General features: G+C 70.1%; 15 protein-coding genes and 1 pseudogene. 6 read left to right on the top strand and 10 right to left on the bottom strand.

What is annotated here, in order from left to right:
- Positions 1-6 precede the first annotated feature (6 nt).
- Positions 7-753, bottom strand: a complete 747-nt coding sequence (locus OG520_RS20175; protein ID WP_406016528.1) for a dienelactone hydrolase family protein — start codon at positions 751-753, stop codon at positions 7-9.
- A gap of 251 nt (positions 754-1,004) precedes the next feature.
- The gene (locus OG520_RS20170; protein WP_406016527.1) at positions 1,005-1,931 is read right to left on the bottom strand and encodes an RNA polymerase sigma-70 factor; all 927 of its coding nucleotides are present in this window, start codon (positions 1,929-1,931) and stop codon (positions 1,005-1,007) included.
- 196 nt (positions 1,932-2,127) lie between these two features.
- Between OG520_RS20170 and OG520_RS20165 the strand changes: the two genes are divergently transcribed.
- Together OG520_RS20165 and OG520_RS20160 are read left to right on the top strand one after the other, a co-directional pair.
- Positions 2,128-2,613 (top strand): carboxymuconolactone decarboxylase family protein, encoded by a 486-nt coding sequence (locus OG520_RS20165; RefSeq protein ID WP_406014080.1) that lies wholly within the window; start codon positions 2,128-2,130, stop codon positions 2,611-2,613.
- 323 nt (positions 2,614-2,936) lie between these two features.
- A complete protein-coding gene (locus tag OG520_RS20160; protein ID WP_406014079.1) occupies positions 2,937-4,319 on the top strand; it encodes a serine hydrolase domain-containing protein in 1,383 nt (460 codons plus the stop codon).
- A 260-nt stretch (positions 4,320-4,579) separates the two neighbouring features.
- Here OG520_RS20160 and OG520_RS20155 read toward each other — a convergent pair whose 3' ends face one another.
- Positions 4,580-5,032, bottom strand: coding sequence for a GNAT family N-acetyltransferase (locus tag OG520_RS20155; protein WP_399328701.1), 453 nt, complete (start codon positions 5,030-5,032; stop codon positions 4,580-4,582).
- Positions 5,033-5,111: 79 nt separating this feature from the next.
- On the bottom strand, positions 5,112-5,579 hold the full coding sequence (locus OG520_RS20150; RefSeq protein WP_399328702.1) for a MarR family winged helix-turn-helix transcriptional regulator: 468 nt from the start codon (positions 5,577-5,579) through the stop codon (positions 5,112-5,114).
- Between the two features lie 141 nt (positions 5,580-5,720).
- Between OG520_RS20150 and OG520_RS20145 the strand changes: the two genes are divergently transcribed.
- Positions 5,721-6,932 (top strand): MFS transporter, encoded by a 1,212-nt coding sequence (locus OG520_RS20145; protein WP_406014078.1) that lies wholly within the window; start codon positions 5,721-5,723, stop codon positions 6,930-6,932.
- Between the two features lie 75 nt (positions 6,933-7,007).
- The gene (locus OG520_RS20140; protein ID WP_406014077.1) at positions 7,008-7,433 is read left to right on the top strand and encodes a heme-binding protein; all 426 of its coding nucleotides are present in this window, start codon (positions 7,008-7,010) and stop codon (positions 7,431-7,433) included.
- 70 nt (positions 7,434-7,503) lie between these two features.
- On the opposite strand, the gene OG520_RS20135 is transcribed toward OG520_RS20140, so the two are convergent.
- Positions 7,504-8,373 (bottom strand): GNAT family N-acetyltransferase, encoded by an 870-nt coding sequence (locus OG520_RS20135; RefSeq protein WP_406014076.1) that lies wholly within the window; start codon positions 8,371-8,373, stop codon positions 7,504-7,506.
- A gap of 5 nt (positions 8,374-8,378) precedes the next feature.
- A pseudogene (locus tag OG520_RS20130) lies at positions 8,379-8,918 on the bottom strand (DUF2269 domain-containing protein).
- A 324-nt stretch (positions 8,919-9,242) separates the two neighbouring features.
- Here OG520_RS20130 and OG520_RS20125 point away from each other — a divergent pair.
- Entirely contained in the window at positions 9,243-10,424 is a 1,182-nt protein-coding gene (locus OG520_RS20125; protein WP_406014075.1) for a globin domain-containing protein, read from the top strand.
- A gap of 36 nt (positions 10,425-10,460) precedes the next feature.
- Here OG520_RS20125 and OG520_RS20120 read toward each other — a convergent pair whose 3' ends face one another.
- The 4 genes from OG520_RS20120 to OG520_RS20105 all read right to left on the bottom strand — a co-directional run bounded on the left by OG520_RS20120 (position 10,461) and on the right by OG520_RS20105 (position 13,665).
- On the bottom strand, positions 10,461-10,940 hold the full coding sequence (locus tag OG520_RS20120) for an NUDIX domain-containing protein (protein WP_399328708.1): 480 nt from the start codon (positions 10,938-10,940) through the stop codon (positions 10,461-10,463).
- A gap of 63 nt (positions 10,941-11,003) precedes the next feature.
- Positions 11,004-11,900, bottom strand: a complete 897-nt coding sequence (locus OG520_RS20115) for a LysR family transcriptional regulator (RefSeq protein ID WP_406014074.1) — start codon at positions 11,898-11,900, stop codon at positions 11,004-11,006.
- A gap of 188 nt (positions 11,901-12,088) precedes the next feature.
- Positions 12,089-13,219: a cystathionine gamma-lyase gene (locus OG520_RS20110; protein WP_406014073.1), complete on the bottom strand. Its 1,131-nt coding sequence runs from the start codon at positions 13,217-13,219 to the stop codon at positions 12,089-12,091.
- A gap of 68 nt (positions 13,220-13,287) precedes the next feature.
- Complete coding sequence (locus OG520_RS20105) at positions 13,288-13,665, bottom strand: phage holin family protein (protein WP_266416748.1); 378 nt, start codon at positions 13,663-13,665, stop codon at positions 13,288-13,290.
- Positions 13,666-13,733: 68 nt separating this feature from the next.
- Between OG520_RS20105 and OG520_RS20100 the strand changes: the two genes are divergently transcribed.
- On the top strand, positions 13,734-14,051 hold the full coding sequence (locus OG520_RS20100; protein WP_124719911.1) for a cupin domain-containing protein: 318 nt from the start codon (positions 13,734-13,736) through the stop codon (positions 14,049-14,051).
- Positions 14,052-14,097 lie beyond the last annotated feature (46 nt).

Genomic DNA, 14,097 nt, shown 5'->3' with positions numbered 1-14,097 from the left:
GGAGTCCTACAGGACACGGTCCTGAGACCGGCGGGTTGCGGGCAGGCACTCGGCGAGCAGGTCGACGACGTCGCGCCAGGCTCGCTGCGCGTGCTGCGGGTGGTAGCCGACGCCGGGGAGCACGGTCTGGTCGACCGGCGGGTGGTGGAAGGCGTGCAGGGCTCCGCCATAGAGCACGAGACGCCAGTCGACGCCCGCGGCCTGCATCTCGGCGGTGAAGGCGTCCCGTTGCTCAGCGGGCATGATCGGGTCCTCCGATCCGACCCCGGCCCACACGGGGCAACGGATGCGCGCCGCCTCGCCAGGTCGGCCCGTGGTCAGTGCGTTGACCGTCCCGATCGCCCGCAGGTCGACGACGTCGCGCCCGAGTTCCAGCGCGATCGCGCCCCCGGTGCCGTAGCCGATGGCGGCGATCCGGTCGGGGTCGGTCCGCGGTTCGGCACGCAGCACATCGAGTGCCGCATGGCCGATGCCCCGCATCCGGTCGGGGTCGGCTAGCAGGGGGGTCACGTGCGCCAGCATCTCCTGTGGGTCGGTGAACCAGCGCCCGCCGTTGATGTCGAAGGCCAGCGCCACGTACCCCAGTTCGGCGAGGGCGTCGGCCCGGCGGCGCTGGAAGTCGTTCAGGCCCGGCCCTTCGGGCCCGATCAGGACTGCGGGCCGGCGGTCGGCACCGGCGGGGAGCGCGAGGTGCCCGATCATCGTCAGGCCGTCGGCGGGGTATTCGACCGTGCGCGTGGTGACCGTCGCCATGAGGCTGGACTGTAGGTGATTGTCGAGCCCGGCCGGGCCGGTCTTCACCGTCGGCAGAACAGCGCGGGTGCGGGCCGCCATCGAGGGAGTCCTGTCCGACCACAGCCACTTCGCCCGAGGCGGCCGTGCCGGTCGCAGGCAGAGGAGATGACACGTCCCCGAGACAGCACCTCGGGCCTGCGCGGCGGTGACGGGACTCGCGGTTCAGCGCATCCATCTTTCCGGACAACGGCTCGCCGGACGTGCCCGGCTCAGCGGCCCACTGCGGTCTCCCGGTCGATGCGTGACAGCTTCTCGGGATTGCGGACGGCGTAGAGCCCGGTGATGAGGCCACCTTCGAGGCGTACCGCCAGGACGGCGTCGATCGCGCCGCCCGTACGCAGGATCAAGGCCGGGTAGCCGTTGACCTGGGCCGACTGCAAGCTTGCGGAGGTGAGCCTGCTCAGCACGTCGGCCACCGTTCCAGCACCCACGACGGGCTCCAGTGCGGCCTGTACGACTCCGCCGCCGTCGGTCAGCAGTACGACGTCCGGGGCGATCATGTCGAGCAGTCGCTGAAGGTCGCCCGTTTCGACCGCCTGTTGGAAAGCCGCGAGCGCGCTGCGCGTCTGGGCCGGGGAGACGACCTCGCGCGGTCGGCGTGCCGCGACGTGGGCTCGTGCGCGGTGGGCGATCTGCCGGACCGCGGCGGGAGTCTTGTCGACGGCCTGCGCGATCTCGTCGTACCCGAGATCGAAGACCTCGCGCAGCACGAATACGGCCCGCTCGGTCGGTGCGAGGGTCTCCAGCACGAGCAGCATCGCCATGGAGACGCTGTCGGCCGGCTCGATGTCCTCGGCGACATCGGGCGCTGTCAGCAGGGGCTCGGGCAGCCAGGGGCCGATGTAGGACTCCTTGCGCCGACGCAGCATACGCAGCCGGGTCAACGCCTGGCGCGTGGTGATGCGGACAAGGAAGGCGCGTGGGTCCCGAACCGTGTCGTGGTCGATGTCCGCCCAGCGCAGCCAGGTCTCCTGAAGGACGTCCTCGGCTTCGGCGGCGGAGCCGAGCATCTCGTAGGCAACGGTGAACAGCAGGTTGCGATGGGCGACGAACGCCTCGGTGGCGGAGTCCGTACCCCCGGCGCGAGGGCCGTGCCCGGTCACGCCGGTCGCTCGCTCGGTGCGCTCGTCCATCATCGGCTCCCGCCTGTCGCGTCTCTTCTCCGTGTCACGCACAAGTCGCCGCTTCTCGCTCTCCTGTGACACAGGAGCCCGGTGGCCTTCGTCACACCGCCGTGCTGTCACAGGGCCGGGGCGGCAGGCGACTCATGGGCATCAGGGCGCTGCGCGGACGATCCGCGCGGTACACGCTTCCACGAGCGAGGACGTTGTGATGGAACCCCGTATGAACCTGTTCGCGAACGAGACCGGCGCCAAGATCGGCAAGCGGATCTACGCGGTCAGTCAGGTGATCCAGGAGTCGCCGCTGCCCAAGCCCACCCAGCAGCTGGTGCAGCTGCGCGCCAGCCAGATCAACGGCTGCGGCTTCTGCGTCGACATCCACGGCAAGGACGCCGCAGCCGCCGGCGAGACCGCGGCCCGGCTGAACCTGGTCGCCACCTGGCGTCACTCCACCGTGTTCACCGAGGCCGAGCGCGCCGCGCTGGCCCTCACCGAGGAGGGCACCCGCATCATCGACAGCTACGAGGGCGTCTCCGACGCGACCTGGGCCCAGGTCCGCAAGCACTACGACGACGACCAGGCCATCGCACTGGTCTCCCTGATCGCCATGATCAACGCGACCAACCGGCTCGGCGTGATCCTCAACAACCAGGGCGGCGCCTACGAGCCCGGCGATCTCGCCACCGTCGCCGGCTGAACACCATCGATGCCGCCGGGCCGGCCCTCGATCACTCGATCCGGACCGGCCCAGCGGCAGGGCCGCCTCACCCCGCCGACGTCGATCCCCTGCGACGACTCGTGTTCGAGCCCGTGCACTTGGCCTCAAGTGCAGCTGACGTAGGAGAGTTGGTGACCATGGCACATTCCCCGATCTCGTTCAGCCTGCGGCCGGTACAGCTCCGATGAGCGAGTGGGCACACGCGGGCTCGCCGACGGGATGCGCTCCGCCATCGCCGGGCACGGTCCGGGTGCGGTGAAATGGACTCGCCACCGCCTCGTTCTGCGGGTAGTTGTTTGAGCATGACCTTCTCACCCGAACAGTTGCTCCCCGGGACGCAGCGTGCTCTGCTGCACCGCATCGCCACCGCGCAGTCGGAGGGCCGCGCGCCCTCGCTCGTCGCCGCGGTGCAGAGGCAGGGGCAGACCGTCTGGAACGGCTCCCGCAGTTGCGTGGACGGGCATGCCCCGGACGCGGACACGCAGTTCAGGATCGGGTCCCTCACCAAGACCTTCACCGCGGTGCTGGTCCTGCGCCTGCGTGACGAGGGCCTTCTGGACCTGGACGATCCGCTGGAGAAGCATCTGCCCGGAACCGGCGTCGGTGGCGTGACCATCCACCAACTACTGGGACACAGTGCGGGACTTGGTGCCGAGTCACCCGGGCCCTGGTGGGAGCGGACCCCGGGCACGCTGCGGCCCGAGTTGGCCGACGTCCTCGGCGAGCAGACGCGGATGCACCGTCCGGGTCACCATCACCACTACTCGAACCCCGGCTACACGCTGCTGGGCGCGCTGGTCGAGCAGGTGCGCGGGGCGAGCTGGGCGGAGGTGCTGCGACGCGAGATCCTGGAACCGCTCGGCATGCACCGCACCGGCCTCCACCCGCAGTCACCGCACGCAGGCGGCTGGGCCGTGCATCCCTGGGCCGATGTCATGCTGCCCGAACCGGCCGAGGACCTCGGGCTGATGGCTCCGGCCGGTCAGCTCTGGTCCACCACCGATGACCTCCTGCGCTTCGCGACCCTTCTGGCCGAGGGGAACGACCGGGTGCTCTGTGCCGCCTCCGTGGAGCAGATGCGTGAGCCGTCCGCGCCGACCGAGTCCGGCGACTGGCAGTCCAATTACGGTCTGGGCCTTCAGGTGGTGCGCAGCGGCAGCCGCACGCTCTTCGGGCATACGGGCTCGCTGCCCGGCTTCCTGGCCGCCCTGTGGATCAGCATCGAGGACGACGTGGTGGCGGTCGCGCTCACCAACACGACGGCGGGACCGATGATCGGTGGTGTGGCCGCCGACCTCGTGGACATCGTGGCCGAGGCCGAACCCCGCATTCCGGAGCCCTGGCGCCCGCTGCCGGAGGTGGATGCCGAGCTTCTCGCGCTGACCGGTCCCTGGTACTGGGGCACGCGCTCGAACGTCCTGCGGATGGCCTCGGACGGTGGGCTGGAGCTTGGGCCCCTGCAGGGCGCCGGCCGCGGTGCCCGGTTCACCGCACAGTCCGATGGCACCTGGATCGGCCTTGACGGCTACTACGCGGGGGAGACGCTGCGTGTGGTCCGGAACAGCGACGGCAGCGTGAACCATCTCGATCTGGGCTCGTTCGTCTTCACTCGGGAGCCGTACGACCCGGCAGCGGCCGTTCCCGGCGGTGTGGACGAGGGCGGATGGCGGGGCCTGGGGGCCTGAGCATCACGTTTCACGTGAAACGGGAGGGGGCGGGCCGGTTCGGGACGCCAACTCCCTTTCCGGCGGGGTACGGAAGCGTGGCGCGACCCGTGCCTGCCCCGCCCATCGCGAAAGCCAGGATGCTGCCGTCTCGATCGCGGTCGGAGGCATCCCGGCCGACGTCGGACAGCAGCCGCCGGACCGGCTCACATCGGCTCGTTGGGCCCAGCCGTACGACGGCCGCGTCGGCCACGGGCACCGGGGATGCGGTACGGACGGGGTCAGAGCGCGAGCTTGAAGCCCACATGGCTGGCGGTGAATCCGAGCCGCTCGTAGAAACGATGGGCATCGGTCCGGGTCGCATCGGACGTCAGCTGGACCAACTGGCAGTCCTGGCGGCGGGATTCGTCCACGGCCCACTCGATCAGCAGGGTGCCGAGGCCGCTGCCGCGCTCGTCGGCGTGGATGCGTACGCCCTCGATGACCGAGCGGGTCGAGCCGCGCCGGGAAAGCCCGGGAATCACGGTCAGCTGAAGGGTTCCGACGACGCGGCCCTCGCGCACCGCGACAACCAGATGCTGGTTCGGATCGTCCACCAGCCGCCGGAACGCGGCGTGGTACGGGGTGAGCTCATCCGGCGACTCACGCTGTGCACCCAGCGGATCGTCGGCGAGCATGGCCACGATCGCGGGGATGTCGTCGAGGGCGGCCGGACGTATTTCGAGATCGCTCATGATCGGCAGGGTACGCAGATCATTCGGGTGGTGCGGGATTTCATCGGGCCTCGTGGGCCCCTCCGCGACCACGCGTGACTCACGCGATCTGCACGGGGGCCTTCAACTCCTCGACCGCCCTGACCAGCGGAGCCAGTTCGGGGCTCTTCGCGGCTTCGTCCAACGCGGCACGCAGCGCGCTGTCATTGGTCGGCCGGGCCTCGGCGAGCAGGGTGAGGCCGGCCTCGGTGACATCGGTGTAGATGCCGCGGCGATCGGTGTCGCAGAGATACCGCGTCAGCAGTCCGCGGTCCTCCAGGCGGGTGACCAGGCGGGTGGTGGCGCTCTGGCTGAGCACGACGGCGTCTGCGACCTGCTTCATCTGGAGATGCCCACCGGGGCCGTTGTGCTGTCTGCTCAGGACGCCGAGCAGGGAGAACTCCCGCACGCTGAGCCCGTGCCCGGACTGCAGCGCCCGCTCGATACGGGCCTCGATCTTTCCGTGGAGCAAGGAGAGAGCGCACCAGCCCTGGGAGAGGGCGGTCAGTGCGGGGTCTGTCGCTGTCATGGGGTCTCTCCTCCGTGTCGGAGCCGCTTGCCACCAGGATAGGCGACTGCCGCAATAGCCCGCGCTTGCAATTAATTGGCGTCTGCAATTATTGTGGACGCTCGTAAGGCGCAGACGCAATCTTCAGGGAAGGTGAAACCCATGCCGCTCGCGCTCCTAGCCCTCGCCATCGGGGCTTTCGGTATCGGGACCACCGAGTTCGTGATCATGGGGTTGCTCCCCGAGGTTGCTGCGGACTTCCAGGTCTCGATCCCGACCGCGGGATTCCTCGTCACGGGATACGCCCTCGGCGTCGTCCTCGGTGCCCCGGTGATGACGGCCCTCGGTACCCGGGTCACCCGCAAACGCATGCTGGTGCTGCTCATGGGGCTGTTCGTGGTGGGCAACGTCGTCTCCGCGGTCGCCCCGGTCTTCGGTGTGATGCTCGTCGGCCGGGTGATCGCCTCACTCGCCCACGGCGCCTTCTTCGGCATCGGAACGGTCGTCGCGGCCGATCTGGTCGCTCCTCGGAAGAAGGCCGGCGCGATCGCCATGATGTTCACCGGCCTCACCGTGGCCAATGTCGTCGGTGTACCGCTGGGCACCTACATCGGACAGAGTGTCGGCTGGCGGACCACGTTCTTCGCCGTCGCCGCGATCGGCGTCATCGGTCTTCTCGGCGTCGCCAGGCTCGTCCCCGAACAGCCGCGGAACGAGGGCGTACGGCTCCGCGACGAACTGGCCGCGTTCCGCAATGTGCAGGTCCTGCTCGCCATGGCGATGACCGTGCTGGGCTTCGGCGGGGTCTTCGCCGCGATCACCTACATCACCCCGATGATGACCGAGATCGCCGGATACTCCACGTCGTCCGTCACCTGGCTGCTGGTCCTGCTCGGACTGGGCATGGTGGGCGGCAATCTGATCGGCGGCAAGTTCGCCGATCGTCGTCTGATGCCCCTGCTGTACGTGTCGCTGGGCGCGCTCTCCGTGGTACTTTCCCTGTTCACCCTGACCGCTCACAACAAGATCGCCTCGGCCGTCACCATCGTGCTGATCGGCGGCCTGGGCTTCGCGACCGTACCGCCGCTGCAGAAGCGGGTGCTCGACCAGGCGGCCGACGCTCCGACCCTCGCCTCCGCGGCCAACATCGGTGCCTTCAACCTCGGCAACGCGCTCTCGGCGTGGCTCGGTGGCATCACCATCGCGGCAGGCCTCGGCTACACCGCTCCCAATTGGATCGGCGCAGCTCTGGCAGCCTCCGCCCTGGCCCTCGCGGTCGTCTCCGGTGTGCTGGAACGCCGCACGGTCACGCCCAGCCGACTGGTCGCCCGGCACAGCCCTGAGCCGGCTCTGACCCCCGCGTCCCGGAGCTGATGTCCCCTCCCCGCAGAGCACAGCGCCACACCGCGGCGCATCATTTCGCACCACCTCGCACCAAGGAGTCACCCCATGAGCACCACCACCGTCGCTGTCGCCCCGCTGACGACCCCGGACGCCGAAGCACTGATCGACGCGGCGCGGACCGCCGCCGAGGCCGCCGGCGTCGCGGTCGCCGTCACCGTCCTCGACGCGGGTGGCCACCTGCTGGCCTTCCGGCGGGACGACCGGGCCGTCCTCATCGCCGGCGAGACCAGCACCCGCAAGGCGTACACGGCCCTCCAGCTCAACGCCCCCACGGCCGACCTCGTCGACGCGGTCCAGCCCGGCGGGCCCTTCCACACACTGCCCACCGCCCTCGACCGGCCGCTGCTCTTCATCGCCGGCGGCGTTCCGGTGCACCGCGGCGGCCGGCTCATCGGTGCCATCGGCGTCGGCGGAGGTGCTCCCGACCAGGACCACGGCTTTGCGACGGCCGCCGTGAGGGATCTCGCCTGACGCATCGCCTGACGCACTCGCCGAGCCCTTGGCCTCCGATGACGGCATCCGGCCGCGCGGGTGCCGGCGGTCAGCCCGTCGCCACGGTCAGCGGGGCGTAGCGACGGGTCCAGTCGCCCGGCAGGTCCGAGGCCCCGAGCGTCATCACCGTGGTCGAGGAGCCGGGCCGCAGTCCGCGCTCCTCGAACCAGTCGAGCAGCTCGGTATGGCGCGCGTCGACGTCCACGCGCAGGGGCAGATCCGTCGCCTCCGCGAGAGAGGCGACGAGCGCCTGAGCCGTCGCGGTGTCGCGCGCGATCAGCGGACCGACCACATGTGTCCGTTCGCTCGGCCACGCCGCCGCGTAACCGATCAGACGCCCCTCGTCCTGTGCGACCCGGATGTGGTCGGCGTACGCGGGCAGCCGGGCGAGGACATGGGTCCGGTCGGTACCGAAGACGTCCGAGTCCAGCCGGACCATGGCGCGCAGGTCCTCCGCCGTGGCCGGGCGGACGGTCACGGCGGAGGACCTGTCGCCGGCCGGCCGGAAGGAGCCGGTGACCCGCTGGGAGCGGCCCACGACCGAGAAGCCGATCTGCTCGTAGAGCGGTTGCCCTGCGGATGTTGCGTAGAGGCTGAGCGGTGTGCCTCCGGACTCGGCGATCACATGGTTCATCAGATGCCGCGCGATGCCCTGCCGCGCGTATCGCTCCGCGACGAGCAGCATGCCTATGGCGGCCAGCCGTGGGCCGTAGGACGTCACCACGCAACTGGCCACCAGCCCCTTGCCCCCGGGGTCGTCCACGCCGTAGCCGGTTCCGGCGGCAAGAAGCAGGCCCCACCTGTGCTCATCGCGTGGCCAGCCACGGTCCTCGCAGAGATCGGCGCAGGCGACCAGGTCACCCGGGGTGAGGCGCCGGACAGGCAGTTCGGCGATCGGACGGGGCAGTGAGCTGGGCATGGAGGTCAGGCTGTCCGACGAGGTGTTCGCTCGTCCACTCCTTTACCGGCTCCTTTACCGGCTCCGGCCGAGCGGCGCAGCCGGCGGCCGCGCCGGGTGGGCCCCCAGGGCTTCAGCACTGATATCGCGGTGATGAAGAGGTACGTCGCCGTTGCCACTGACGGAGCGACCACCAGGTCGATATCGACGGCGCCACGTGCCGCGGCCTCGTCGATGCCGGGCCGCAGGGAGAAGACGGACAGTGCCACGGTGATCAGGGTGAGCCAGAACTTCGTTCAGACCCACCGGTGCCTGGCCAGCCCCCATGGTGTGCCGAGTGCCAGGACGAGACCGCTGAACAGCGAGAAGAGGGCGACCGGTACGACCAGCCAGTCGCCGAAGATCTTCATGGCGCGGGTGGCGGCCTGTGCGGTGGTGGGGTCCGCGGTGGAGAAGGCCGTGATGCCGAGCGCCAGCAGTCCGACGGTCAGTCCCAGCCAGCCCACGGATACCGCGACGTGCGCCACCAGGAGGCTGCGGCGGGCGGAGCGTTTGAGTGGTTTCACGTGAAACACGGTGCCGGGAGCGGAGCGATCGGGCGTCTGACCGCGGGAGTAATCGCGCGTACTAGCCTCGGCGTACAGCACGCACTCCTCTGCTGCTGCCTCCGGCAGGTGAGTTGCCGCCTCGTCGGGTACTGATGCGTTCATGGGTGGCTGTCCTGGGTTCACGGCCGGCCCTTGTCCGTCGCAAGGCATCCTGGGCCGAGGGACTGCGGGCAGTGGCCGACCGGCGATCGTCAGCAGGACTCGAGTGCGTCCGCGGGCAAGGGGGCTGCGGGCCGCGCTGGTGCGTAAGGCGATCACGAGATGTACGAGGCGAGGCACAGTATGGATGCTCCGGCCACCGGGTGGACCGAAGACGGAACGGACAGATCTCCCGACGCGGCCCTGATCCATCGCACCCTGACCGAGATATCGCCCGTAGCGGATCAGGCGACCTCGTACTTCTACGCGCTGCTCTTCGTGCGGCACCCGGAGCTGCGTGACCTGTTCCCGGTAGCGATGGACGTTCAGCGCGACCGCCTTCTCCGCGCGATCCTCACCGCGGCCGACCGGCTGGACGATCCGCGAGCGCTGGCCGAGTACCTCGGCGAACTGGGCCGGGGGCACCGCAAGTACGGCACGTCGCCCGTGCACTATCCCGCAGTGGGGGAGGCGCTCATGGGCGCCCTGAGCCGCTACGCGACCACCACTTGGGACGGGGAGACCGAAGCGGCATGGGCGCGCGCCTACACCGCGATATCGCAGATCATGATCGACGCCGCCGCCGAGGACGAGCAGCAGGCCCCTGCCTGGTGGCACGCGGAAGTGGTGTCCCACGACCTCAGGACCCGTGACATAGCGGTGCTCACGCTCCGCCCCGACCAGGCCTACCCCTTCCTCGCAGGCCAGTACACGGCCGTGGAGACCCCGTGGTGGCCCCGGAACTGGCGGCACTATTCCTTCGCCTCGGCACCCCGCCCCGACGGTCTGCTCACCTTCCACATCAAGGCGGTCTCGGCCGGCTGGGTCTCCAACGCCCTGGTGCACCGGGCCCGGCCCGGGGACATCCTGCGACTCGGCCCGCCCACAGGATCGATGACGGTCGACCACTCCACCCACAACGGTCTGCTCTGCCTGGGCGGAGGCACGGGCATCGCACCCATCAAGGCGCTCGTCGAGGATGTCGCGGAGCATGGCGACCGGCGCCCCGTGGAGGTCTTCTACGGGGCACGCAGCGATCACGACCTGTACGACATCGACACGATGATGCGGCTCCAGAGCACCTATCCCTGGCTCGCGGTGCGGCCGGTGGTCTCCACCGGACCGCGAACGGGAGGGGGCCTGATGAGGGGACTGCTGCCCGAGGCGGTGCGGGAGTGCGGCCCGTGGCACGAGTACGAGGCCTATCTCTCGGGCCCGCCCGGCATGATCCGCAGCGGCGTCGACACGCTCAGAGGCATCGGCATGCCGGCCGAGCGCATCCGGCACGACTTCGTGGAGGACCTGGCCGCGACCGGCCCCGCCTGACCGCGGCGGCTGTCATCGGCCCCGGAGCGGCGGCGGTCAGCCCAGGTCGGGCGCGTGCATCGCGCGTACGCCCTCGATGTTGCCGTCCAGGTAGTGCCGCAGCGACAGCGGCACGAGGTGGACGGCGGCGATGCCCACCCGGCTGAACGGCACCCGCACGATGTCGTACTCCCCGCAGGGAGCGTCGATCTCGGGGCCGTGACGCCGGGACGGGTCCATCGAGTCCAGCCGGCAGACGAAGAAGTGCTGGACCTTCACGCCCTTCACCCCGCCGCCCTCGATGTGCTCCACGGTGTCGACGAAGCAGGGGACCACATCGGTGATCTTGGCGCCGAGCTCCTCGTCCACCTCGCGGTGCAGGGCGTCGACCACGGTCGCGTCCTCGGGCTCGACCCCGCCACCGGGCGTGAGCCAGTAGGGATCCACCCCGGGCTTGGTGCGCTTGATGAGGATCAGGTCGTTGCCGTCGAGCAGGATGGCGCGTGCGGTGCGCTTGACCACAGGACGTTCGGTCATGGCAAGAGCGTGGCCCGCGGGACCGGTTCTGAAACACCGGACCGGTGCCGGGCCGTCCTGCGCTCACCAGTCGGCGGCGGCGCGCAGCAGCCACTCGTGCGCCCGCGCGATGTGGGGCAGCGCGAGCGTGCCGGTCCGCACGGCCAGGAAGTAGGTGCGCAGGGGAGGTACGGGAGGGTCCAGGAGGGCCACGACCTCACCCCGCTCCAGTGCCCTCTCGCACAGATAGCGCGGCAGCACGGCGAGCCCGGCGCCCGCCGCGGTGCACTCCAGGACCGCCCGGAGGTCCGGCACGATGACGGTCCCCGCGACGGCGGGCCGGCTCTCGAAGACGGCGGCCCAGTAGCGGGAGACGAGCGGCAGGCTCTCGTGGACCTCCACGATCGGCAGCTGGTCCAGCACCACGGGTCCCTTGTGCCGCAGGGTCCCGGGCCCGAGGCGCCCGGCCCAGCGCGGCGCGGCGACCAGGACGTGTTCCTCGTCGCAGAGCGGAGTCGCGGTGAGCAGCCCACCGCGCGGGCGGGTCGTCGCGATGGCCAGATCATGGTGTCCGGCGGCCAGCCCCTCCAGCGTCTCCTCGGCGTCGGCGAAGAACGAACTGCGCAGAGCCAGGCCCTGGCCGACGAGCGGGGTGAGCGCGGGCAGGGCGCGCATCGAGGTGAACTCGGGAGGTCCGGCCAGATGCAGGGTCCGTACGCCCGACTCCTCGTCCAGCTCCGTCTCGGTGATCTCGATCAGCGCGTCCAGATGCGGCGCTGCCCGGTGTGCGAGCTCGTCGCCGATGGTCGTCGGGGTCACGCCGCGGGCCCTGCGCAGGAAGAGGGGGCGGCCCAGCTGCCGCTCCAGGGTCCGGATCTGCGAGGTGACCGCGGGCTGGGAGAGACCGAGCAGGGCAGCGGCCCGGGTGAAGGAGCCGGCCCGGTGCACCGTGACGAACGTGCGCAGCAGGGCCAGGTCCATGTCCTGTCCTCCCACCCTCGCGACGCTTCGGACCCGTACAACTATAAATATGTCGATAGGTCGCTGTCGCTACCGTGATTGGACACTGACGGAGAGTCAACTAGCCTGGTTCAGGCGGTTCTTCGCAGGAGGAACCGGGGCGGTCCGAGCCACGAGGGGGGAGGCTCGGACCGCCGTACCCGGGTCGTTCAGTGCTCGCCCAGCGCCGCGTCCAGCGCCCGTTCCACATCCGCCACCAGGTCCGCCGGGCTCTCCGCGCCGACCGAGAGGCGGATGAAGCCCTCGGGTACGGCGTCACCGCCCCAGCGCGCCCGGCGCTCGGCGGTGGAGCGCACACCACCGAAGCTCGTCGCGTCGTCGACCAGCCGCAGCTCGGTCAGGAAGCGCTCGGCCCGTTCGCGGTCGGGCAGGACGAACGACACCACGGAGCCGAAGCGCCGCATCTGCCGCACGGCCTTCGGATACGAAGGGTCGGTGGGCAGCCCGGGATACCGCAGCCCGGTCACCTCCGGCCGTTTGCCGAGTGCCTCCGCCAGCGTCAGGGCTGTGGCGCACTGCCGGTCGATCCGCAGCTCCAGCGTGGCCAGCGACCGGTGCGCGAGCCAGGCCTCCATGGGGCCCGGGATGGCGCCGACCACCTTGCGCCAGCGCCGTACTCCCGCTGCCAGCTCCGGATCACGGCAGGTCACATGGCCGAGCAGGATGTCCCCGTGTCCGGTCAGGCCCTTGGTGTCACTGGCCACCGAGAAATCGGCCCCCAGCTCCAGCGGGCGCTGGCCGAGCGGTGTGGCGAGGGTGTTGTCGACGGCCACCAGAGTGCCGGCCGAGTGCGCCGCCTCGACGAGCCGGCGCACGTCGCAGACGTCGAGCCCCGGATTGGACGGGGTCTCGATCCACAGCAGCTTCGCGCCTTCGAGGACCGCGAGCTGGGCATCGCCACCGGTCGGCGCGGTCCGCACCTCGACGCCGTACGCCTCCAGCTGCGCCCGCACCAGCGGCAGTGCCTGATAGCCGTCGTCGGGCAGCACGACCACGTCGCCGGTACGTGCCCGGGACAGCAGCACGGCCGAGATCGCCGCCATCCCGGAGGCGAAGACCGTGGTCTCGACGGGCTCCCCCGGTGCCTCCAGTTCACCGATGGCGCGTTCCAGAAGGGTCCAGGTCGGATTGGTGTCCCGGCCGTAGGTGTACGGACCGGTCGGTTCACCGGAGAGGTGGAAGTGCGCGGCGAAGACCGGACCGGGCAGGGTGGGCTCGAACTGCTCCGGTTCGGGCAGCCCGGCCCGTACCGCCCGGGTTCCGTCACCCATGGTGCTCATACCGCTTCCTCACTTCTCTCTCCGGCGTGCCACCGGGTCCTGCCTGCACTGTTCCAGTAGGTGCCGGGTCAGTCCTCGTCGGGCAGGACCACGTTCAGGGCCCACGACACGATCGAGATGATCAGGCCGCCGAGCACGGCGGTCCAGAAGCCCTCGACATGGAAGCTCAGGTCGAACAGCCCGGCCAGCCAGGAGGTCAGCAGCAGCATGAGCGCGTTGACCACCAGCGTGATCAGCCCGAGCGTGAGGATGAAGAGTGGCAGGGTCAGCAGCTTCACGATCGGCTTGACCACGAAATTCACCAGGCCGAAGAGCAGGGCGACCACGACCAGCGTGAGCGCCTTGCGCCCGGTGCTGCCACCGGTCAGCGTGATGTCCTGGATCAGCCAGATGGCCACGGCCAGCGCACCTGCGTTGGCGATCGTCTTGACTACGAAATTCTTCATGTGTCTGATCGTGGCAGACGTGATCGGTGGCGGACACCGGCAGTACAGAGGCAAGGGGCGGACAGGCCATGAAGGCATTCAGACTGGACGAGCTGGAGGCGGAACGGGCCGCCAACGACGGCGCGTATCTGCAGTTCGTGAAGGAACGGAACATGTCCGTCGGCCTGTACGCGCTGGACGCCGGTGAACTCGACCCGCAGCAGCCGCACAACCAGGACGAGGTCTACCTCGTCGTCAGCGGCCGCGCCTCGATCACGGTCGGCATGGAAACCACGCAGGTGGGCAGAGGAAGCGTGGTGTACGTACCGGCCGGTGCCGCCCACAAGTTCCACCACATCACCGAGGACCTGCGGGTGATGGTGGTCTTCTCCCCGCCGGAGAGCTGAGCCGAACCGCCGGAGGGCGGGGGTCCGGTCTCAGGGATCCCTCAGG

The sequence above is a fragment of the Streptomyces sp. NBC_00984 genome (genome assembly GCF_045162475.1).
GTDB lineage: Bacteria > Actinomycetota > Actinomycetes > Streptomycetales > Streptomycetaceae > Streptomyces.
Note: the sequence above shows the minus strand (reverse complement) of the source record. Positions and strands in the feature narration are given on the sequence as shown.